The 20,952-nt window shown below is 72.6% G+C and carries 20 protein-coding genes and 2 pseudogenes; 7 read left to right on the forward strand and 15 right to left on the reverse strand.

Going from position 1 to position 20,952, the window contains the following annotated elements:
• Positions 1–296 precede the first annotated feature (296 nt).
• The 7 genes from ACSIH6_RS14825 to ACSIH6_RS14855 all read right to left on the reverse strand — a co-directional run bounded on the left by ACSIH6_RS14825 (position 297) and on the right by ACSIH6_RS14855 (position 6,350).
• A complete protein-coding gene (locus ACSIH6_RS14825) occupies positions 297–1,478 on the reverse strand; it encodes an FAD-dependent oxidoreductase (protein ID WP_435108868.1) in 1,182 nt (393 codons plus the stop codon).
• Positions 1,475–2,047, reverse strand: coding sequence for a TetR/AcrR family transcriptional regulator (locus ACSIH6_RS14830; protein WP_435108869.1), 573 nt, complete (start codon positions 2,045–2,047; stop codon positions 1,475–1,477). The genes ACSIH6_RS14825 and ACSIH6_RS14830 overlap by 4 nt, the downstream gene beginning before the upstream one ends.
• A gap of 182 nt (positions 2,048–2,229) precedes the next feature.
• Entirely contained in the window at positions 2,230–2,619 is a 390-nt protein-coding gene (locus tag ACSIH6_RS14835) for an Hsp20/alpha crystallin family protein (protein WP_435108870.1), read from the reverse strand.
• A 146-nt stretch (positions 2,620–2,765) separates the two neighbouring features.
• Complete coding sequence (locus tag ACSIH6_RS14840; protein ID WP_435108871.1) at positions 2,766–3,497, reverse strand: class I SAM-dependent methyltransferase; 732 nt, start codon at positions 3,495–3,497, stop codon at positions 2,766–2,768.
• A gap of 222 nt (positions 3,498–3,719) precedes the next feature.
• Positions 3,720–4,757 carry an aminotransferase class V-fold PLP-dependent enzyme gene (locus tag ACSIH6_RS14845; RefSeq protein WP_435108872.1) on the reverse strand — a complete coding sequence of 346 codons (1,038 nt, stop codon included), beginning with the start codon at positions 4,755–4,757 and terminating at the stop codon, positions 3,720–3,722.
• A 14-nt stretch (positions 4,758–4,771) separates the two neighbouring features.
• A complete protein-coding gene (locus tag ACSIH6_RS14850) occupies positions 4,772–5,746 on the reverse strand; it encodes a phosphotransferase family protein (protein ID WP_435108873.1) in 975 nt (324 codons plus the stop codon).
• Positions 5,747–5,864: 118 nt separating this feature from the next.
• The gene (locus ACSIH6_RS14855) at positions 5,865–6,350 is read right to left on the reverse strand and encodes a MarR family winged helix-turn-helix transcriptional regulator (RefSeq protein ID WP_435108874.1); all 486 of its coding nucleotides are present in this window, start codon (positions 6,348–6,350) and stop codon (positions 5,865–5,867) included.
• 148 nt (positions 6,351–6,498) lie between these two features.
• Here ACSIH6_RS14855 and ACSIH6_RS14860 point away from each other — a divergent pair, with 148 nt between their 5' ends.
• Positions 6,499–8,133 (forward strand): FUSC family protein, encoded by a 1,635-nt coding sequence (locus tag ACSIH6_RS14860; protein WP_435108875.1) that lies wholly within the window; start codon positions 6,499–6,501, stop codon positions 8,131–8,133.
• 141 nt (positions 8,134–8,274) lie between these two features.
• On the opposite strand, the gene ACSIH6_RS14865 is transcribed toward ACSIH6_RS14860, so the two are convergent.
• On the reverse strand, positions 8,275–8,985 hold the full coding sequence (locus tag ACSIH6_RS14865; protein ID WP_435108876.1) for an ArsR/SmtB family transcription factor: 711 nt from the start codon (positions 8,983–8,985) through the stop codon (positions 8,275–8,277).
• Positions 8,986–9,298: 313 nt separating this feature from the next.
• Here ACSIH6_RS14865 and ACSIH6_RS14870 point away from each other — a divergent pair, with 313 nt between their 5' ends.
• From ACSIH6_RS14870 to ACSIH6_RS14880, 3 genes are all read left to right on the forward strand, one after another.
• On the forward strand, positions 9,299–9,862 hold the full coding sequence (locus ACSIH6_RS14870) for a DUF3887 domain-containing protein (RefSeq protein ID WP_435108948.1): 564 nt from the start codon (positions 9,299–9,301) through the stop codon (positions 9,860–9,862).
• Positions 9,863–9,915: 53 nt separating this feature from the next.
• Entirely contained in the window at positions 9,916–10,854 is a 939-nt protein-coding gene (locus ACSIH6_RS14875) for a CPBP family intramembrane glutamic endopeptidase (protein WP_435108877.1), read from the forward strand.
• 272 nt (positions 10,855–11,126) lie between these two features.
• A complete protein-coding gene (locus tag ACSIH6_RS14880) occupies positions 11,127–11,375 on the forward strand; it encodes a hypothetical protein (RefSeq protein ID WP_435108878.1) in 249 nt (82 codons plus the stop codon).
• 65 nt (positions 11,376–11,440) lie between these two features.
• Here ACSIH6_RS14880 and ACSIH6_RS14885 read toward each other — a convergent pair whose 3' ends face one another.
• From ACSIH6_RS14885 to ACSIH6_RS14905, 5 genes and pseudogenes are all read right to left on the reverse strand, one after another.
• Positions 11,441–12,217: a putative protein N(5)-glutamine methyltransferase gene (locus ACSIH6_RS14885; protein WP_435108879.1), complete on the reverse strand. Its 777-nt coding sequence runs from the start codon at positions 12,215–12,217 to the stop codon at positions 11,441–11,443.
• A 151-nt stretch (positions 12,218–12,368) separates the two neighbouring features.
• A complete protein-coding gene (locus tag ACSIH6_RS14890) occupies positions 12,369–13,298 on the reverse strand; it encodes a ribonuclease Z (protein ID WP_435108880.1) in 930 nt (309 codons plus the stop codon).
• 51 nt (positions 13,299–13,349) lie between these two features.
• Positions 13,350–14,453: pseudogene (locus ACSIH6_RS14895) on the reverse strand (alpha/beta hydrolase family protein); the annotation flags it as partial.
• Positions 14,381–14,722, reverse strand: a complete 342-nt coding sequence (locus ACSIH6_RS14900; RefSeq protein WP_435108881.1) for a TolB-like translocation protein — start codon at positions 14,720–14,722, stop codon at positions 14,381–14,383. The pseudogene ACSIH6_RS14895 and the gene ACSIH6_RS14900, both read right to left, overlap by 73 nt.
• A gap of 639 nt (positions 14,723–15,361) precedes the next feature.
• Positions 15,362–16,282 carry a phosphotransferase gene (locus tag ACSIH6_RS14905; RefSeq protein WP_435108882.1) on the reverse strand — a complete coding sequence of 307 codons (921 nt, stop codon included), beginning with the start codon at positions 16,280–16,282 and terminating at the stop codon, positions 15,362–15,364.
• 309 nt (positions 16,283–16,591) lie between these two features.
• Between ACSIH6_RS14905 and ACSIH6_RS14910 the strand changes: the two genes are divergently transcribed.
• Both ACSIH6_RS14910 and ACSIH6_RS14915 read left to right on the forward strand, forming a co-directional pair.
• On the forward strand, positions 16,592–17,497 hold the full coding sequence (locus ACSIH6_RS14910) for an aminoglycoside phosphotransferase family protein (protein ID WP_435108883.1): 906 nt from the start codon (positions 16,592–16,594) through the stop codon (positions 17,495–17,497).
• Between the two features lie 363 nt (positions 17,498–17,860).
• Positions 17,861–18,577, forward strand: a complete 717-nt coding sequence (locus ACSIH6_RS14915; RefSeq protein ID WP_435108884.1) for an NADPH-dependent F420 reductase — start codon at positions 17,861–17,863, stop codon at positions 18,575–18,577.
• 205 nt (positions 18,578–18,782) lie between these two features.
• On the opposite strand, the pseudogene ACSIH6_RS14920 reads toward ACSIH6_RS14915, so the two are convergent.
• Positions 18,783–19,577: pseudogene (locus ACSIH6_RS14920) on the reverse strand (NADPH-dependent F420 reductase); the annotation flags it as partial.
• A 75-nt stretch (positions 19,578–19,652) separates the two neighbouring features.
• Positions 19,653–20,363 (reverse strand): nitroreductase, encoded by a 711-nt coding sequence (locus ACSIH6_RS14925; protein WP_435108885.1) that lies wholly within the window; start codon positions 20,361–20,363, stop codon positions 19,653–19,655.
• Positions 20,364–20,494: 131 nt separating this feature from the next.
• On the opposite strand from ACSIH6_RS14925, the gene ACSIH6_RS14930 reads away from it, so the two are divergent.
• A complete protein-coding gene (locus ACSIH6_RS14930; protein ID WP_435108886.1) occupies positions 20,495–20,869 on the forward strand; it encodes a MerR family transcriptional regulator in 375 nt (124 codons plus the stop codon).
• Positions 20,870–20,952: the final 83 nt, after the last annotated feature.

Below are 20,952 nucleotides of genomic sequence, written 5' to 3' on the forward strand. Positions count from 1 at the left end.
TCTCGTCGGCGGGCGGCCTGTGCCGCATGGCCACGCTGTCGGCCCCTCGGCCTCGCGGCGGGGCCGAGGCCGCGTTGGGTCGGCCGTGCGACACGGCTCCAACGCTCCTCTCGGACAGGGCCGGGGCCGTGCCGGGACGGCCCCGGCCGCCCGTGTGGTCGCGTCCCACCTCAACGCCCGTGCGGGTGGGTCCCCGCGGTCGGCCCGGGGAAGGCGTGGTTTCCCCGGTGGGGGCGGATCCGTCGCCGCGTCAGAGGTCGCGGTGGGGGCAGGGGGATCGCGGGCCCCGGCGCGGTTCAGCCGCGGGTGGTCAGGGAGGTGTGTTCGCGTACGGCGGGGGTGGGCTTGCCGGTGAGCGCCCCGGCCAGCAGGCGGCTCGCCCCCGGCAGGCCGGTCAGGCGCAGGGCGAGGCGGCGCAGGAGCAGTTGGGCGCGGGTGGGGGGCAGGAACCAGTGGGCGGTGCGGCGGGCGGCGCGCTGGCGCTGTTCGACCTCGGGGCGCCACTGCTGTTCGTAGCGGCCCAGCCCCTCCTCGAGGGTGGGGGCCGAGGCCAGGTGTTCGGCCAGGACGAACGCGCCGCCCACCGCGAGGGAGGCGCCCTGGCCCGCGAGCAGGGAGACCGCGCCGCAGGCGTCGCCGAGCAGGACGGTGCGCCCCCGGCTCCAGTGGGGCACCACGCTCTGGGAGACCTGGTCGTAGTAGACGTGTTCGGGGTCGGGGCAGTGCTGGAGGGCGCGGGGGACCAGCCAGCCCAGGTCGGCGTGGGTGCGGCGCAGTTCGGCGCGCGGGTCGGCGGGCCGGTCGGGGGTGGGGCTGCGGTGCACGGTGAAGGCGGCCACGCGGCCGTCGCGCAGCCCGTACAGGCCCATCTGTGCGCCGGTGGTGTCGGTGAGGTAGAAGCCGCTGTCGACCCGGGCGTGGATGTCGGGGTCGGTGAAGACGAAGGCGGCGGTGTGGAAGCCCAGGTAGCGCAGGTGGTCGGTTTCGGAGCCGAAGACCTGTGCGCGCACGGTGGAGTGGATGCCGTCGGCGCCCACGAGCAGGTCGCCGGTCAGGGTGTGGCCGCCCGAGAGGGTGACCTCGACGGTGTCGCCGTGGTCCTGGACGCGGCTCAGGGCCGCGCCGTAGCGCACCTGTACGTCGGGGGGCAGGGTCTGGCGCAGGGCGTGTTCGAGGTCGGGGCGCATGAGGGAGACCACGCCCAGGTGGGAGAACTGTTGGATGCCCAGCCTGGCGCGGGGTGTGCCGTCGCGGTCGACGAAGGTGGCGTGGTCGATGTCGTAGCCGAGTTCGCGCAGGCGGGGCAGCAGGCCCATGAGTTCGGCGGCCTGGTAGCCGGGGCCGAAGAAGTCGATCATGTAGCCCTGGGCGCGGGGGCCGGGGGCCTGTTCGAGGACGGTGACCTGCCAGCCGTGGGTGTGCAGGCGGTGGGCCGCGGCCAGTCCGGCGATTCCGGCTCCGCAGACGATCGCTCTCATGGGTGTGCTCCTGGGGTGTGGTGGGTGAGCAGGCGGCGCAGGACGGGTTCGATCTCGGTGGAGGTCAGGTCCGGGGTGAGTGCGCGGTGCAGCAGGATGCCGTCCAGGGTCGCGGCCAGGACGGTGGCGGTCTGGTGGGGGTCGGGGACGCCGGCGTGGGTGAGCCATTCGGTCAGGTGGCGGCGCATCAGGTCCAGGACGCCGGTGACGGCCTCGCGCAGGAGGGGGTCGCGGGTGGCGGCCAGGTAGGTCTCGGTGACCAGGTGGGAGGCGGGGTCGTCGCCGGGGTAGCAGTCCAGGTCGCGCAGGATCAGCGCGAGTCCCTGTTCGGGTGTGGTGGTGGGGCCCAGCAGGTGGGCGGCCTCCTCGACGATGGCGGTGATGGTCTGGGTGGCGGCCTGGGTGAGCAGGGCCTGGAGGGAGGGGAAGTGGTAGTGGACCAGGCCGGGGCCCACGCCCGCGCGTTCGGCGAGTGTGCGGGTGCTGACCGCTGACCAGCCGCGTTCGCTGATGAGTTCGGCCGCTGCCCGGATCAGGCGGCCTTTGACGTCCTCGCCGCGTGGTGCCATGTGCGTTCCGCTTCTTGGTCGGTTGCCTTGGGCTTCTGCCTTGGGCGAACGTATTGGTCACTCGCCCAATTCCGAGGATGGCACAGCGCCCGTTCCGGGACAAGCCCCGGGGCGGGCGCGCACGAAAAACGGGGGGTGTGAGGTCCCCCGTGGTCCTCACACCCCCCGTTCGGCCTACCGGGTCAGGCGGTGGCGCCGCCCTGGTCCAGGAGGATCTTGCGCGGCTGGGCCTTGGCCGCGACCGGGACGCGCAGGGTCAGGACGCCGTCGGTGTGGTCGGCCTCGATGTGCTCGGTGTCCAGGTCCTGGCCCAGGCGCAGACGGCGGGTGAGGGCCCCGGTGGGCCGCTCGCCGACCAGGACACGGCCCTGCTCGGGCCGCTCGGGGCGCTGGGCGCGGACGGTGAGCACCGAGCCCTCCACCTCCAGGTCGATGCCGTCGGCGGGCACGCCCGGCAGGTCGATCCGGACCAGGAGCGCGTCCTGGGTGCGCACCGCGTCCATGGCGGCGTTGCGCGGGGCGGAAGTGGTGGAGGCGGTGACGTCGAAGGGGATGGTGCGGGTGAGAAGCATGGAAAAACCCCCCGAAAAAACTCGGCTTGATGCTGATGGACTCAAGTTTATTGACGACTTCGGACGCGTCAAGGCGGTGTGGGGCACCCCACACGCCGACGCCCCGAACCCCGTGTACGTCGGGGTCCGGGGCGTGGGACGCGCGCTCAGCGGGCGCGGGCCAGGGTGATGATCTCGGGGCTGGACGCGGCCAGGGGCGAGCGGTCCCAGTCGCCGAACCGCTCGGCGGCCCGCAACCCGGCCCGCTCCAGCAGCGCGTCCAGATGGTCGGCTCCCACGAAGCGCAGGGTGCTCACGGTGCTCAGGGGGCTGGAGGAGTCGGAGCGGGTGGCGGTGCTGGTGAAGGTCACCAGTCCCTCGGGGGTGGGCTCGGCGGCGTCGTGGACGTCGGTCACGCGTACGCCGTCGGGGGTGGTGATCCGCTGCGGGTGTTCGGGGGTCCACCTTCGCCAGACGCGTGCGGCCGGGTTGCGGGTCTCGAAGGCCACCAGGCCGTCCGGGGCCAGGGCGCGGCGCATCGCCTCCAACGCGGCGGTGATCTCCTCGTCGGCGCGCAGTTCCTGGAAGGCGTGCCCGGTCATGGTGACCAGGTCGAACTCGCCGTCCCAGGTGTGGGTGGACAGGTCACCGCGCACCCAGGAGACGGCGTCGGTGCGCCCGCGGGCCACCTCCAGCATGGCCCCTGCGGGGTCCAGGCCCGCCAGGTGTCCGGTGTGGCCGCTGGCGCGGGCACGGTGGAGCAGCTGGCCGGTGCCGCATCCCACGTCCAGCACACGCGGGGCGGCCATGACCAGGTCCAGGTAGAAGTCGTCGCCGGGTCCCCAGGGGTTGAGGGCGTCGTAGAGGGTGGCGACGTCGGGGGAGTCGTAGGGGTTCATCGCGCCAGTGTGGCAGCGGGGCCCGGGCCGGTCACCGTGTTTTCGTCCGTCCTCGAGCGCCCCCCGCGACCGGGGTGACCCTGCGCGCCGCGACCCATCGCCCCTCCCATGCCGGGGAGGAGGCGGAACGCGGCGGCGGCACGGGTGTTCGCCCGACGCGGCCCCCGATCCCGCCGGGCGAAGACCCGTGCGCACGGCGCGTGCGCTCCCCGAACCTCGCCGCTAGGGCTGGAGCAGGGCCTTGGCGGCGCGTTCGGCGTCGTCGAGGGTGTTGTACAGGTGGAAGGACAGTCGGGTGCGGCCCCCGCGCTCGGTGGCGACCACCCCGGCCCGGGCCAGGCGCTCGGTGGCGCCGGGCAGGTCGACGCTGGTGATGGCCGAGCGGGCGGGTTCCTGGCCCAGGGCGGCACGGAAGTGGTCGGCCAGGGCGGTGTTGTGCGCGCGCACCTTCTCCAGGCCCACCTCCAGCAGGACCCGGCTGGAGGCGGCGGCCGCCACGGCCGCGAACCAGTTGGGTGAGGTGTCGAAGGCGCGCGCGGTCGGCGCCAGGTCCATCCGGGTGGCGTACATGGCCGAGGCCGTGTCGCGGGCGGCGGCCGGACCGGCGTTGTTGGGGCGCAGCCGTGCGCGCAGGGCGGGGGACAGGTAGGCCAGGGCCAGGCCGCGCGGGGCCATGAGCCACTTGTAGGCGGAGGCGATCAGGGCGTCGAAGACGGTGGCGTCCAGGGGCGTCCACCCGGCGGCCTGGGTGGCGTCGGCCACGACCAGGGCGCCGTGGGCGCGGGCGGCCGCGACGATGTCGCCGGTGGGGGCCAGGCGTCCGTCCGCCGACTGCACCGGACTGAAGGCGACCAGGTGCGTGCGCGCGTCCACGGCCTGGGCCAGGCGGTCCAGGGGGACGGCCTCCACGGTGACGCCGCGGTCGGCCTGGGCGTGCCAGGGGAAGACGATCGAGGCGAAGTCCCCCTCGGGGACCAGGACGCGGGCGTCGTCGGGCAGGCTGGCGGCGATGGTCCCGGTGATCTGGGCGGTGCTGGCGCCCAGGGTGAGGTCGTCGGCGGGCGCGCCCACCAGGGCGGCGAGGTTGGTGCGGGCCTGTTCGAGTTCGCGCCCCCAGGCCCCGGGGTCGCCGGTGGCGGTGTGCCAGGAGTGCACGGCGCGGGTCAGGGCCTGGTGGGCGGGCGCGGGCGGGATGCCGTACTGGGCGGTGTTGAGCCAGACGGTGTCGCTGCTCCACAGGTCGGGGATGGTGTCGTCCATGGGTACCGAGTGTGTCAGGCGGTGGTGGCCAGGGCGACGTGGAGGCTGTGCTCGACGATGCCGAGCATGAGGGCGCGGTCGGGGAAGTCGCCGTCGAGCAGGCGCAGGGGGCCGGCGACCAGGGACAGGTGCAGGGCCAGGTCGTACAGGGCGGTGCGGGCCGGGTCCAGGGCGCGGGTGGCCAGGCGCGGGTGGTGGTCGCCAAAGCGCAGGCGCAGGAAGGAGTGCTCCCATTCCACGTCGAAGAACATCAGTCCCTCGATGTCGATGAGCACGGGGGCGCCCTGGGCGTCGACCAGGACGTGGTCGGGGCCGAGTTCGCCGTGGATGAGCACGTGGTTCCGGCGGGGTTCCACGCGCGCGGCCAGGGTGTGCAGGGTGTCGGTGAGGCGTGCGTGGCCCTGGCGCACGCGCGGGTCGCGGTGGGCGGCCTCGTCCAGGTCGGCCAGGGCCCGGTCCAGGACCAGCTGGTGGCAGGAGGAGGCGGTGGGGGCGCCGCCCGCGCTCAGGTGGGCGACCTTGCCGAAGGCGGGCGCGGTGCTGTGGTGCATGGTGCGCAGGTCGCGGCCCAGGCGGTCCAGGACCGGGCGTGCGGCGGAGGGGTCCCGGTGCAGGAGTTCTTCGAGGGTGGGGCCGGGGACGTCCTCGAGCACGGCCAGGGAGCCGGGGTGGTGGGCGCCGCTGGTGTCCAGGGCGTACAGGCGGGGGACGCGCACGCCCAGGTCGGTCAGGGCGCGGTGGGCGGCGGTGAACAGGTCGGCGCCCGAGGCGTGGGAGAAGGGGTCGGCCGGGTCGGCGCCGTGCGCGGTGGCGGGCCAGTAGTCCTCGCTGTCGTGCCACAGGTAGGCGATGACGGTGGTCTGGTCCAGGGCCAGGCGGTAGACGCCCTTCTTGGAGCCGCCGCGCAGGCGCTGGACGGCGCGGGCGGGGCCGGGGCGTTCGAGCAGGTCGGGGACGGCGCGGGCGAGGTGGACGGCGGGCGTGCTCATGGCACTCCTGAGGGGTGTGGTGGGGTGAGCGACCATCCTCGCACGGCCTCGGTGGGGTGTGCCCGTGGTTTTCGCCGGTTCGCTCGCGCCGCGGCGTGCCTGCTCGTCGGCGCAGGGCTCAGGCGCGGTCGATGGGGGCCAGGACGCGGGAGAGCAGGTCGGCCAGCTGGGCGCGTTCGTCGCTGTTGAGGGGTTGCAGGACGTCGGCCTCGCGGTCGAGCTGCCCGGCGAAGAGGGTGTCGGCCAGGGCCTGTCCGCGTTCGGTGAGGCGGACCTGGACCTCGCGGCGGTCGCGTTCGAGGGGGGTGCGGGTGATGAGCCCGGCGGCCTCCAGGCGGGTGAGGCGTTTGGTGGTGGCGGCGCCCGAGGAGATGGTCTCGCGGGTGAGCTGGCGGGGGCGCAGTCCGTGGGGGGAGCGGCGCAGGGCGGCCAGGACCTCGAACTCGGGGCGGGTGACCTCGGCGTCGGCGAGCCCGTCCTCGGTGACGTTGTTCATCAGGGCGGCCAGGCGAAGGACGCGTCCCATGGCGGCCATGCTGGTCAGGTCCAGGTCGGGGCGCAGGCGCGACCAGCTGTGGAGGAAGCGGGAGACGGCGTCGCTCATGGTGTCCTTCGCGTGCGTGGCGGGGCCGGTGTGGTGGGCCGGTCGCCGGGTTCGGCGGGTGTGCCCGTGGGCGGGTGCCGGGCGGAGTGGGCGGTCTCTCCCCCCGGGGGGTTGTCCTGCCCTCAGAACATCCTAAGATAGTTTACTTGTGAATTACTTTTATCGTCTGTGGGGGGCGCTACGCCGCACCCTCACCACCCGCGGGGCCTTCGCACCCAGGCCCGTGCGCGGCAACATCGCCGTCACCGCACTGCGTGCCGGAGTGTGCGTGGCCCTGCCCCTGCTGGCGCTGCACGCCACCGGACGCACCGACCTGGCCCCCTACGCCGCCATGGGCTGCTTCACCGCCCTGTACGCGCGCGACGACACCTACGCCCGCCGCGCCCGGCTCCTGGCCGTGGTCGGCGCGGCCCTGACCCTGGCCGTGGCCCTGGGCGCGCTGGCCTCGGCCGTGCTCTCCCACCCCCTGGCCGCCATCACGGTCGTGGCCCTGGTCGCCGGCGGGGCCAAGTACCTCTCCGACGCCCTGGACTTCGGCGCCCCGGCCGGGCTGATGTTCGTCTTCGCCGCGGGGGTGGCCGCCTACAACCCCCAGACCCTGTCCGCGCTGCCGGTGGTGGTGGCCACCACCGCGACCGCGGCCGCCCTGTGCTGGACGCTGGCCGTGGTCGGCGCCCTGGTCCACCCCACCGCCCCCGAACGCCTGGCCGTCGCCCGCGCCCTGCACGCGCTCGCCCGCCACCTGCGCCACCCCGCACCAGCGACCCGGGCCGGGGCCGAGGCCGCCCTCCAACACGCCTGGCACGTCCTGCTGTCCTGCCCCGGCCACACCCCGGCCCGCCAGGGGCTGGAGGTCCTCACCGCCCGCGCCGAGACCCTGCTCACCGGCACCGGCGAGCGCGTCAGCGACGCCCGCGCCGCCGCCGAGATGAGTGAACTGGCCCGCCGTCTGCGCACCGAACGCGCCGTCGAACCCCTGGTCGGCGCCGACGAACACGCCGCCCTGGCCCGGACCGCCGCGCACCTGCGCCGCCACCACACGCCCGTGCCCGGGGCGGGCGAGCGCCTGCGCGCCGCACTGCGCGCCCCCTCACCCACCCCGGTGTCGGTGGTGCGCATCGTGCTCGCCTGCCTGCTGGCCGGGGCCCTGGCCTGGGCGCTGGGCATGGGACACGGCTACTGGGCGGCCGTCTCGGCCGGATCGGTCCTCCAGGCCGTCAACGTCACCGCCACCTGGCACCGCACCCTGCAACGCGGCACGGGCACGGTCGTGGGCGTGGTGCTGGCCGCCGCCCTCTTCTCCCTGGACTACTCCCCGCTGGGCGTCATCGCGCTGGTGGTGGCGTGCCAGATGGCGGCCGAACTGGTGGTGACCACCAACTACTCCTACGCCATCGTGTTCGTCACCCCGCTCACGCTGGCCCTGTCGGGCCTGGCCCACGCCGACCCGGGCGCGCACGGACTGGCGGCCGAGAGGCTGTGGGCCACCGTGCTGGGCGCCGCGGTCGGGCTCCTGGTGTGCGCGGCCGTTGCCAACCGCCGCGCCGGGGACCACCTGCGCGAGGCCCTGGCCGCGTGCGAGCACGAGCTCGCCCGGGTGCGGGAGTGCGCGGGTGCCGACGCGGCCGCGCGCAGGCGCCTGTCGCGCAGCCTGGTGGCGCTGCGCGCCTCCCACGCCCTGGCCTCCGGGGAGCCGTGGTCGGCGGGGGCGTACGCGCAACAGGTCCAGGACGTGCAACGGCGCGCCCGCGCCCTGCTGGACGGGGCCGCCCTCCCCGGCTGAGCGGGTCACCCCGCCGGGTGTGGTGTCCGGCCTTTTGCCACAGGGGTGCCGTCGCGCACCGGACCGCGGCTGGGACGGGGCGGGAACACCATCGAGCACAGGAGCTGACGTCGAGCCCTTCGGGGCCCGCCGCCGCGGCGCTCAGCGAAGTGCCGCGGCCTCCACACCCAGGAGTTCACGCCAGGTCCGCTCGCCCAGCTCAGTGATCCGCAGCGCCCGGCCCGAGCCCACGCGCGCGCACCAGCCCGCCTCCAGCGCGTGGCGGCACAGCGCCGCCCCGGCCGTTCCGGCCAGGTGCGGGAGGCGTTCGGTCCAGTCCAGGCAGGAGCGCACCAGCGGGCGCCCGCCCCCGCGCGCCAGCGGTATCCGCTGCTCGGCGAACCAGGCCACTCCGGCCTCGGTGAGCGCGAACCCGGTGTCCTGGGTCAGCAGACCCCGCTTCGTCATGGCCTCGGTGACGGCGCAGCCCAACCGCCCGGCCAGGTGGTCGTAGCAGGTGCGCGCCCGGGCCAGGGCCCGGTCGGCGTGCACGGTGCGCAGGGTGCGCGGGCGCTGGGCCAGCGCCAGATGCGGGTCCACGTGCGAGGCCAGGGTCTCCACCAGGTGCGCCACCGCCTCGTCGGCCAGGCGCACGTAGCGGTGGCGGCCCTGGCGTTCCTGGGCGAGCAGGCCGCCCTCGACCAGCCGGGTCAGGTGCTCGCTGACGGTGGAGGCGCCCACCCCGGTGTGGCGGGCCAGCTCCCCCGCGGTCCAGGCGCGCCCGTCCAGAAGCGCCAGGCACACCCCGGCGCGGGTGGGGTCGGCCAGCAGGGAGGCCAGGGCGGCCAGGCGGGTGGCGTCGGGAACGTGCATACCTCCAGGATGGGCCGCGCACGGTGCGGTGGCGACCGAAGTGTGGCCCTGCGGCCGGTGCGGCGTTGCCCTGTCACCGCGGTCCGGTGCTGTTCTGGGCTGCTGTGGCCTCGCCGTGCACGACGGCCAGGCCCCCGACCCCGCGGGCGATCGTGCGCGCTGACCGGCCCCGGCGCGGAAGGCCGGGATCGCGCGGCGCTCGTCGGCGTCGACCACCGTTGCGCGCACCCCCTGGCGCACAGCCCGGTTGTAAAGCTATTCTTTACAAGTGCAAGAAAAGTTGACAGATGCGCTGCGGGCCCTGAAAGCGCGCATGGAGGCCTTCCTCGCCTCACGTGTCCTGACCAAGGACGACGACTGGGCCGACTCGTTAGGGCGCGCCGTGAGCGTGCAGGCGGCCGCCGCCGACGTCGTGCGCGCTGTCGTGCAGCAGGCGCGCCAGAACGGCGCCACTTGGCAGGTCATCGGTGACGCGCTCGGCGTGAGCAGGCAAGCGGCGTTCCAGCGCTATGGCAAACCGATCGATCCCAGAACAGGAGAGCCCATGAACACCACGCCGCTCCCCGGCGTCGCCGAACTGGCCGCCTCGGTGGTCGAGGACCTCGCGTCCGGACGATGGTCGCGCGTCACCGAGCGGTTCGATCCGACCATGCGCGACGGCCTGTCGGAGGACGCGCTCGCGGCCGCGTGGGCGCAGATCATCGGACTGGCGGGAGCTTTCGAGGGGCGTGGAGAGCCGGAGGCCACCCGGGCCGGCGACGTGACGATCACGAACACGCCGCTCTCGTTCGAGGCGGGCGACTACACGGCACGAATCGCGTTCCGCGACGACCGCGCCATCGCCGGTCTGCACATCCTCGAAGGGCGGACGCCGTGACCATCGAGTCCCCGGGCGGACCGAAGACGACCACGACCCGAGGCGGACCCCGCATGAGCAGTGGCGATCTGCGAGCCGTCGGCGTGTTCACCACCCTGGCGTTCGCACTCGCCTGGCTCGTCGCGCTCCCGCTCTGGTTCGGTGACGGGCTCGCCAGCCCCTGGTTCCCGCTCGTGGCCACCGCCATGATGATGACCCCCGCGATCGCCGCCCTCGTCGTCGTGTTCCTCGTGGAGCGGCCGCGGCAGAAGGCGTGGACGCTCGGACTGTGGCCGCTGCGACCGGTCCGGAGACTGCTCGGGTACGCGGCGTTGGGGATCGTCGTGTCCATCGCGCTGGTCCTGGTGGCGCTCCCGGTCGGCGCGCTGCTGGGGGTCTATCCGGCCGACTTCGCGAACTTCTCCGCGTTCGAGCAGGTCCTCGACGAGCAGGCGGGCGCTACGGGAGCGGCCGAAATCCCGCTACCGATCGGCGCGCTCATCGCCATCCAGCTCGCCGCCCTCCCCGCGGCGGCGTTCATCAACCTCATCCCGGCACTGGGCGAGGAACTCGGCTGGCGGGGGTGGCTGCTCCCGAAGCTGATGCCGCTCGGCACGCTCCCGGCCCTCCTGGTCATGGGTGTCATCTGGGGTCTTTGGCACGCTCCGCTCGTCCTCCTCGGGTACAACTACCCCGACGCGCCGGGCTGGCTCGGCCTGGCCGCGATGGTCGCCATGTGCGTCCTGGTCGGCGCGGTCTTCGGCTGGCTGCGGCTCCGATCGGGATCCGTGTGGCCCGCGGCCCTCGCACATGCCGCGTTCAACGGGGCGGGCGGGACCTACCTCCTCTTCGCCAGGGCAGGCGAGCACGTCGACACCACGCAGGCGACGATCCTCGGCTGGAGCGGGTGGATCGTACCGCTCGCGCTCGTCGTGGTCCTCATCGCCACAGGACAGTTCGCTTCCGCGAAGCACCCGTCCACCCCCACCGTCAAGGAAGGGGCGTCCCCCTGAACGCCCGGCGCGAGGGCCCCGGGTCAGACCAGGCGAACCGGTACGCCGGAAAAGGGGGCGGCGCCCACTCCCGCGGGTAGGTAGGGGACGAGGTCGCGCCCGTGGACGCCGGGCCCGAGGGAACGGCATGTCCAGCCCGCACCCGCGGCGAGAAACCACCGCCGCGACGCCTGCGGGCGCGCTCCACCGACGAAGCCTCACGAGCGGGCACCGTGAGGCCGCGCACCGACGCACCCGAACCCGGCAACCCCGCCGCCTCCAGGAGGCACTCCGTGAGCACCACCTCGATCACCACCACCGTCCAGCTCTCCATAAGCCAGCCCAACGCCGACGACGTCAAGGTGTTCTGGCGCCGGGACCACCCCGAACTCCTGGCCCTGGCACTGGTCGACGTGGCGCCCGGAGTGACCCTGCACCTGCATGACGACAGCGGGGACCGCCCCTACCTGGACAGGCTGATCGAGACTCTGACCCAGGTACGCGACCGGATGTCCGAGCAGACCCCGGACCAGGACACCTGAGGTCCGCGCCCGGACGGGGCCGCGGCGACGACCCGGGCCCCGCCCCCGGCCCGACGACCGCCCGGTCAGCGGGTGCCCGTCACCACGGTGGCCTCCCACTCCGGGCAGGAGACCACCTCACAGGCCAGACCGCCCCGGACGAAGGCCTCCCGCGCCGCGGGAACCTGCTCCTGACCCACCTCCACCAGCACCCGACCGCCCGGCGCCAGCCACCGACCGGCACGGGCCGCGACACGGCGCAGCAGGTCCAGCCCCTCCGGGCCCCCGTCCAGGGCCCGCCGGTCCTCGTGCACGCGCGCCTCCGCGGGCAGCAGCGCGATCCGGTCGGTGGGGACGTAGGGCACGTTGGCGACCAGCACCTGGACGCGGCCGCGCAGGTCCGGGGGCAGGGCGTCGTACAGGTCGCCCCGGTGCACCTCGCGCCCGGGCAGGTTGCGCCGGGCGCAGGCCACGCTGGCGGCGTCGATGTCGGCGGCGTGCAGGGTGATGTCGGCGCGGGTGTGGACCAAGGCCGCGCCCAGGGCCCCCGAACCGCAGCACAGGTCGACGGCCAGGGCGCCGGGGGTGAGCAGGGCGGCGGCTTGGCGGGCCAGGAACTCGGTGCGGGGACGGGGCACGAACACGCCCTCGTCCACGTGCACGCGCAGTCCGCAGAACCAGGCCCAGCCCAGGACGTGTTCGAGGGGCAGACCGGCACAGCGGCGCCGGACCATCAGATCCTGTTCGTCGGGGGTGCGCGCGGTGGAGGCGATCAGGCTCGCCTCCTGCTCGGCGAAGACGCAGCCCGCCCCGCGCAGACGCGCGACGAGAACAGGGGAGACCGGGGACAGTGGGGATGCCACGAGAGCCTTTCGACGAACTGTCGGGCGCTCCGGCTACGACGAGAGTGTGTCACCTCGCGGTGGGAACGCCCCTCCTGCGACAGCGATGATCGTCCTCACCCCCTCGGTTGTGCGGTTCGGTGCCCCGAAACCCTATCCCACCTGGCCCGGCTCAGGAGTCGCGGGGCGGCATCGGCAGGCGTTGCAGGTCCTGGGCCAGTGTGAGGGGCCCGTCGAACTCGGCGGCGGCCTCGGCGAGGAAACGGGCGTCGTCGTGTTCCTCGTAGCGTTCGGAGATGTGGGTGAGCACCAGGGTGCGCGCCCCGGCGCGCGCGGCGACGCGTCCGGCCTGGCGGGCGGTCAGGTGGCCGTAGGCGCTGGCCAGGTGCTCCTCGGTGTCCAGGTAGGTCGACTCGATCACCAGCATGTCGGCTCCGCGCGCGAGTGCGACCGCCTCCTCGCACTCGGCGGTGTCCATCACGAACGCCATGACCTGGCCCCGGCGCGGCCGCGCGCAGTCGGCCAGCTCCACGCGGCGCCCCTCGGCGGTGGTGAGCGTCCCCCGGCGCTGGAGTTCGCTGACCATGGGGCCGCGCACACCGTGGGCGGCCAGCCGGTCGGGCAGCATCCGCCAGCCGTCCGGTTCGGCCAGACGGTAGCCGTAGGCGGTGGTCGAGTGGCGCAGCGGCAGCGCGGTGACACGCAGGTCCGGCTCACCCAGCGGACAGGAACCGGTGCCGCCGACCGGTTGGGGCAGTACGACGTCGGTGTCGTGGAAGGCGGTGGCGTGGCGCAGCCGCTGCCAGTAGTGCTGGCCGTCGGCGGGGTAGGACACGCGCACGGTGTGGGGCACCCGGTCGCGGGCGATGCGCTGGATGGTGCCGGGCAGGCCCAGGCAGTGGTCGCCGTGGAAGTGGGTGACGCAGATGCGGGTGATGTCGGTGGCGGCCAGGCCCGCCATGCGCATCTGGCGCTGGGTTCCCTCGCCGGGGTCGAACAGGACGCCGTGGGTGTCCCACCGCAGGAAGTAGCCGTTGTGGTTGCGGCGACGGGTGGGCACCGCGCTGGAGGTGCCCAGGACCACGAGTTCGCGTACGGACATGGGAGGGATCCTGCCACAGCACCGGGCAAGGCCCCTCCGGGGCGGCCGGGCTCAGTCCCAGCGCTGGCGTCCGCCGAGGTGGCGGGCGAGGAAGCGCTCGGCGGCGCCGAACATGGTGATCAGGTTCTCCGTGTTGACGACGGCGTGTCCCTCGTCGTCGAAGACCAGGTACTCCACGTCCACGCCGCGCTCGCGCAGGCCGTCCACGAGCTGGTCGGACTCGGCCTTGACGACGCGTGCGTCGTTGGCGCCCTGCACCACCATCAGGGGGGTGCGGATCTCGTCCACCCTGCTGATCGGCGAGCGGGCCAGCATGTCCGCCTCCTGCTCGGGGACGGCCGGGTCGCCGACGTAGCGGTACCAGTTGTTGACCAGCGAGGGCCGGACGAACGCGGGCTGGGTCCGCATGAAGTTGGCCAGGTCGGAGATGCCGACGCAGTCGATGGCGACGAAGCGGTCCGGGGTGAAGGTGACGCTCACGAGCGCGACGTAGCCGCCGTAGGAGGTACCGAAGACCGCGACCCGGTCGGGGTCGGCATAACCCCGGGCCACCGCCCAGTCCACGCCGTCGATGAGGTCGTCGTGCATCTTCCCGGCGAACTCGCCGATGGCGGCCTTCATGTGCGCCTTGCCGAACCCGCTGGAGCCGCGGAAATCGTAGAAGTAGGTGGCCTCGGGATCGCGGTCGTGGGCGAAGGACACGACCCACCGCTGCCCGCTGTCGTCACAGGACACCGCGGCCAGGTCGCCCTCGGACAGCTTCTCCAGGTTCGCCCACACCTCGGCGAAGCCCGGGTCCAGGGCCTGGATCACCTGGCGCTCACCCAGGTAGCGCGTTCCGATGAGCTCGCCGGTCGCCCTGCTCTGGATCAGCGACGACGGGTCCGAGTAGGCGGTGCGCAAGGCCACGGCGAGTTCGAGATCCGGGTGGCTGTCGACCTCGGACTCCTCATCGGTGCTCAGGTCGACGCGCACCAGGCGGGTGCGGTCGCCGCCCCGGCTGGAGCCGATCCACATCCCGGTGCCGTCCGGTGTGACCTACGCCGGGAAGACGCCCACCGGGTAGTCGGCGCTGTCCCACGTCATGATGGGGTGCAGGGTGCCCGTCGCGGGGTCGCGGCGGGAGATCTCGAAGGCGCCGTCGGTGTTGAGCGAGCTGGTGAGCAGTTCACCGTCGCGGCCCTGGGCCAGCGCGGGTCATCGGTCCACTGGTAGCTCATCACGCTGCGGGTCTGGTCGGCGGTCACGCAGCGCGGTTCGCCGACGAAGCCTCCGGACGGGTCGAGGTCCTGGACCCAGACGTTGAGCCGGTCCCTCCACGGCGCCAGGTAGGCGATGCGGGTACCGTCCGGCGAGATGGACGCGCCGGAACGCTCCGGCGAGTCGAAGAGGTCCTCGACCGTCAACAGGTCAGGCAGTGCCATGTCATCCCTCTCGTTCATGTTCGGTGAGACAGGGGGCCTGCACACCAGGAGAAACCGTGCCGCCACGGCACACTCAAGGACCTGACGGCGTGACGCGGCACACCCTCGCCAGTCCTGGGGGTTCTGTGCGTGGCAGACGTCAGGAGCGGAGGCGCTCACCTCGGCGAGGCGCGGCCGCGGGCGGGTCCCATGACGCCTTCGGGGCGGGCCGTGCCGCGGCGCTGGCCGCGGAGCTTGAGGGGGAGGGGTGGGAAGGCGTCTTCGGAACAGCGTGCGGTGACAGTACAGCAACCGCTGTACCCATCGCGTTTTCGGGCTCCGATCAGAGCTCCCTGACGCCAGCGCCAACGAAACTCCGGACTCCCCCACCCTCTTTGTAGCAACACATGTAGTAGCACCTTATAAGGTTCACTTATCGGAGGTGAGAATACGGGGGTCCTCGGGCCCGTGTTACGTGTGCGGTATCGCTTTACGTTTCTTATTAACGTAACTAACGAAACGTTATTCAGGGGGCTGCGCAGTAGGTGCGCTGAGTACAGCCCGTCCAGGGGTGAACACAGGGGTTCGGGGCGCATTTGCCCGGCCTCAGTGAAGCCGACGCGCTGTGAACGATGAAGAGCACGCTCTACAACCGGGGTGCTAGGCGTTCGCTCGGCGGAGGCGTTCGGCTGCCTGTGCGCGAACGGCGTCACAGGACATCGGGGGATCGCCGTGCACGGCCTCCCAACGGGCGTTGTGCGCCGCCGGCCACAGGCTGGCCGCCCACGCGATCTCCTGTTCCTCCAAGGTGAACCGGCGCCCCCGGAAATCCTGATAGGCCGCCAGGAACGCGGCGGAGCTCTCGATCGGGGCCAGAGTCGGTGGCGAGGCGCTGGCGAACGCCCCGCACGCCGCACCCGCCAGTGCCGCCTCTGGCTGCCACGCCAGGCTGTCCCAATCGTGTACGGCCCACACATCCACGTTGTGCCAGCGAAGGTTCTGCGCTTCGAAGTCGGCGTGGCCCAGTACGCACGGCAGGTCGGCGGCCAGCATCCGCTCGCGGACCCGACGGGCTGTGTCGGCGACGTACTCGGGTACGGCGTCCTGGTCCCGGTTGTCCAGCTCTGCGATCGTCGGCCATACCCCCGAGTCTGTGTGGTCCCAACGCACCCAGCGTGGATTCGGCAGCGGCGGTGCGACGGCCACCTCGGCCAGCTCGGCCATCAACCGGGCGAACACGGCCGCGTAGCGCACGGCGACATCCGGCGAGTCGCCGCGTAGCGGTTCGCCGCCGGGTCGGGACTCCTCGGCGTGCACGACCAGCGAGCCGACGTCGATCGCAGGCGTGAGCGGCCGGGCGCACGGAAACCCCCGCTCCGCCAACCGGGCCTGCGCGGCAACACAGGACGCGGCCCGGCTCTCGTCCTGGCGCGCCTTCACCACGACGTCCCGCCCGTCGGCCAACCCCAGCCCGAATACCGCCGACATCGACCGCAACTCGAACAGCACGCTGACCGGCTCGCACCCCAACTGGTCATGACACCAGGCCGGAAGCCAGTCCGGCAGATCATCGAACGGCACGGTGGGGATTGTGCCATGCGCGCCGAACACAGCGGAAGCGGTCTGAACCAACGACAAAGCCCAGCACACACCACTGCGTCTGCGCACCCGGAGCGAAGTCCGTGCCTGGGGGTTGTTTGAGATAACACGAACTGCCTGGCGAGCTGGATGAGAACTGGACGTGGCCGTGTCTCGCTCAACCCGCCATCTCGCAGGTCACATGTTCAGATTGCGTGAGACAGGGCAGCATGGGCGCGTCCCGGTCATGCGACGTGGCGCGTTCACCCCGTCAGCGGGCGCGATCGGACCGGTGAACTACTGTTGCCTCCCATGGCGCACCCCCCCATCGGCCTCACCGCGGAGCTGGTCCGAAGCCTGCTGCTCGAGCAGCACCCCGACCTCGCCGACCGCCCCCTGCACTCGGGGGCGCGGGGCTGGGGCAATCAGATGTGGCGGCTGGGCGACGACCTCGCCGTCCGGCTGCCCTGGTCATCGCGGTCCACGAACGCGCTGATGCGCGGAGAGCTCCCCTGGCTGCCCACCCTCGCCCCGCGCCTTCCCCTACCGGTCCCGGTCCCGCTGCGGCTGGGCATGCCCAGCCCACGGTTCGAGCGGCCCTGGATCGTCACCACCTGGGTGCCGGGCACGCCCGCCGACCGCGCCCCCGCCACGAACGCCACGCGGGCGGCCGATGACCTGGCCGCCTTCCTGACGGCTTTGCACCAGCCCGCCCACGCCCAAGCTCCCGCCAACCGCAAGGGCGGACCCCTCACCACCTGCGCCGAGCAGTTCTCCGAGCAGTTCGCCTCAGCCACCGGACAGGGGCTGGTCGAGGATCCGGATGCGGTCCGCGCGATCTGGAAGAACGCCGTCGCCGCACCCGCCTGGCAGGGACCCGCGCTGTGGCTGCACGGCGACCTGCATCCGGCCAACGTCCTGACCGCGGACGGCACCTTCTGCGGTGTGGTCGACTTCGGCGACCTGTCCGCGGGCGACCCGGCCTGTGACCTGGCCGCCGCCTGGATCCTGCTGCCGGACGGCGCCGTCAAGCGCTTCTATCGCACCTACCAGCCGACTCCGGACGCCGCGACCCTGCGCCGGGCCCGCGGATGGGCCGTGCTGTGCGCCCTCGGCGGTCTCCTCGTCGGCGAGGCCGGCGTCCGCGGGCGCCTGGGCGGCCACGCCACCTGGGGCTCACCCGCCCGCGCCGCACTGCGGCGCCTCACCAGGGCCTGAACAGGAAAACCCCGACGAGGAGAGGCCCCGCGCCTTCAAGGAGGTCCAGGTGGTCCCCCGCCTGACCCGCACCGCCCTGGTCGGCTCCCGGGCCGAGGAGCTGCCCGCCGCAGCGGCGATGGACGGGCGCTACGCGTTCGCTCGGCGCGGGCACTCGGCCGCCTGCGCGCGCACGGCCCCGCCCCGGTGTGCGGCGGCGCGCCGTGCACGGCCTCCCGACGGGCCTCGAACACGCCTTGTGCGCAGCGATTTGCCCCTGACACCGGTGTCAGGTCCTAACGTGTCCGGGTAATCCGTGCAGTAGTCCGTGCGCCCACGTGCGCACGGACGCCGGGCGACCACCACGAGGAAGAGGGAACGGTGATGGCGATTCTGGGAATCATCGGAAGCGGGAACATCGGGACCGCGGTCGCGCGGCTGGCGGTCGCGGCGGACATCGACGTGGTGATCACCAACTCACGCGGTCCGCAGAGCCTGGCCGGTCTGGTCGAGGAGCTGGGGCCCCGTGCGACCGCCGCCACTGTGGAGGAGGCCGCCCGCGCCGGGGAGGCGACCGTGCTCAGCATCCCGCTGACCGCCTACGGCTCCCTGCCTGAGGGGGCGCTGCGGGGACGGACGGTGCTGGACACCGGCAACTACTACCCCTTCCGAGACGGACGCATCGCCGAACTGGACTCCGAGGAGGTAACCACGACCGAACTCGCCCAGCGGCTCCTGCCCGGCGCCCTGCTGGTCAAGGCCTTTAACAACATCATGGCCCACCACATCCCCCAGCTGGCCCGCCCCGCAGGGGCCGGTGACCGCAGCGCCCTGCCCGTCGCCGGTGAGGACCCCGGCGCCAAGGCCCGTGCGGCCGAGCTGATCGACCGGCTCGGCTTCGACACCGTCGACGCCGGAACCCCGGCCCAGAGCTGGCGTTTTGAACCCGAGTCCGGTGCCTACACCCGGATCTACCTCGCCGATCCCGACGTGCCGACCGAGCAGATGATGCAGGCCCCCGCCGCTCCGGTGTCGGCCGAGGAACTGTGCGCCGCCCTGGAGGGGAGCCGACGGGTGAAGGTGGCCGAGCGCACCTTCTGACAGCTCACTACCCAAGGCCTCCGCCGGTTCCGCGGCGGAGGCTCCGGGTCTGCCAGGAGCGCTCTGTCAAGGATGTCGGAGGCGGCCGTGCAGGAAGGCTTGGCTCGTCCGAAACTACGGTCGCCGCATGAAGGAAAACACCATCGACCCTTGGGCAGCTGTGGTTCCACACCATGCTTCCTGCCCCCGCACGCGCCCTTCGGGTTCAAATGAACAGGGCCCGGCTCAGGCGGACACCGTATTCCGCGTCGGGGTTGGTCGCGGCGTCCCCGACCCTTTCCTGGATCGCGGCGACCGCCAGGTCCCGCCGCTTCGGCAGGCGCGCCGCATCGGCCGCCTCCAGCGCGGCCGGCATCTCCTGTCGGGTGAGGTCGGTGCAGTAGCAGGGCGCCCCCGGCTGCTGCCGCCATGACCGCGCGAGCGTTCCGGCATCGAACGCGTCGAATCCGGTGTCCTCGACGAGCGCCATCCCCACACCGCGCTCCCCGTCTCCGTCGGCCGCGACCGGGATGGCGATACGCCCCGGGCTTCCCGCGGGTCTGCCCTTCTTCGCCAACGAGTCGGAACCGATCGCGTTCCATGCCTTGACCACGGGTCGGCCCAGCTGTTCGACCACCCACAGGCTTTCGACCTGGCCTGCCTCGATGGCCGTGTTCCTGTCGTCACGCGCCGGATAGTAGTTCGACGTGTCGATGATGACCGTCTCAGTCGGCACCCCGGCGATCAGCGGCGCGATCTGCGGAAGGCGGTTCATGGGAACCGACAGGATCACGACGTCCACGTCCACCACGGCTTCCGCCGCTGGGACCGCTCGCCCTCCCGAGGACAGCACGTCGGACCCGATCGTGTGCGGGCCGCGTGAGTTGGCCACCTTCACGTCGTGTCCGGCCGCGCTCAACCGCTGGGTCAGGGTCTTGCCGATGTGCCCGACGCCCACAATGCCGATCTTCACGGTGTATCTCCTGTGCATGGGTTGATGGGGCAGGTTGCCCGCCTGTAGCCAGTCAGACCCTTGAGCCGGTCAGGCCGGTACCCCAGGCGGTGAAGGGTGTGCGTGGGAAGCTCTCGTTCGTCTCTAGTGCGCCCCGTCGAGGACGCCGGGGGTGTCGTGCAGCACCACGCTCTCGGCCAGCGGCACCCGCCCCATCCGGTACCCGCTCGAAGGCCCCTGCGGGTCGGCCGATCCGAAGGAGATGCCGAACAACAGCTTCATCTGCGCCTCGACGCCCAGGAACTCGCGCACGACGTCGGCGTAAAAGCCCAGCATCGTCTGCGGGATGCCCGCAAGGCCACGCGCCTCCAGCGCGAGCAGGAAGGTCTGCGCGTACATGCCCACGTCAGCGGCCACACGCACCCCGTCACCGAACCGGGGCAGGAACAACAGCGCCACGTGAGCAGCACCGAAGAACTCCAGGTTGCGCAACGCGGCCCCGCGGCGTCCTTCGGTATCGGAGCGCTCCACGCCCAGCGACTGGTAATAGGCCGCACCCTGCTCCCGGGCGCGCTGGAGGTAGGAGCCCTCGCCGAAGTCGGCGTAGTCGAAACTGAAATCAGGAGAGGTACGGCCGGTCCGGTCGGCTTCCAGTAGCGCGGCGCTCAATGCGTCGCGGCGCTCCCCGGAGACGATGTGCACCTGCCAGGGCTGGGTGTTGCAGTTGGAGGGCGCCCTTTGGGCGTCCTGGAGCACCGCGCGGATGTCGGCCGCGGGCACCGGGTCCGGGAGGAAGCCCCGGACCGAGCGCCGTGAGCGCACGATGTCGGTGAAGGAGCGGGAACTGGCGGGCACAACGGTTCCTCTCAAGCGGGGTCGTCTCACGCGCACACCACGCAACGCCAGACCAAGGGGTTCGTGGTGGACACGCCGCTACACTAGGACCTGACATCGGTGTCAGGGGCAAATCGAAACGGAGGCCGCCCGTGCGGATCGGGGAACTGGCCGAGCGGACCGGAGCCAGCGTGCGTTCCCTGCGCTACTACGAGAAGCAGGGCATGCTCTCCAGCCAGCGCAGCGCCAGCGGACAACGCCACTACGACAAGGCGGCCGTGGACCGTGTGGTGTTGATCCGGCAGTTCTTCGCCGTCGGGATGAACAGCACGACCATCGCCGCGCTCCTGCCGTACATCAAGACCAACGGAGAGCACTGCCCCCCGCAGGTCCTGCGCCAGCTCGTCTCCGAACTCGAGCGCATCGACACCCAGGCGGCCGAACTGGCCCGCGCACGCCAGATCCTGAACGGCATGATCAAGGCCACCCAGGACGCCATACGCGGCGACTGGACTCCCTCTGAGTGACGTCTGCCCCGTCGGCCGGAGCAAAGGAGAAGGAGGCGCTGGTCGACGCTTCGACGGACCGCACTCGCCCCCCACCCGGACGA

This window comes from Nocardiopsis synnemataformans (genome assembly GCF_965343085.1).
Lineage (GTDB): Bacteria > Actinomycetota > Actinomycetes > Streptosporangiales > Streptosporangiaceae > Nocardiopsis > Nocardiopsis alborubida.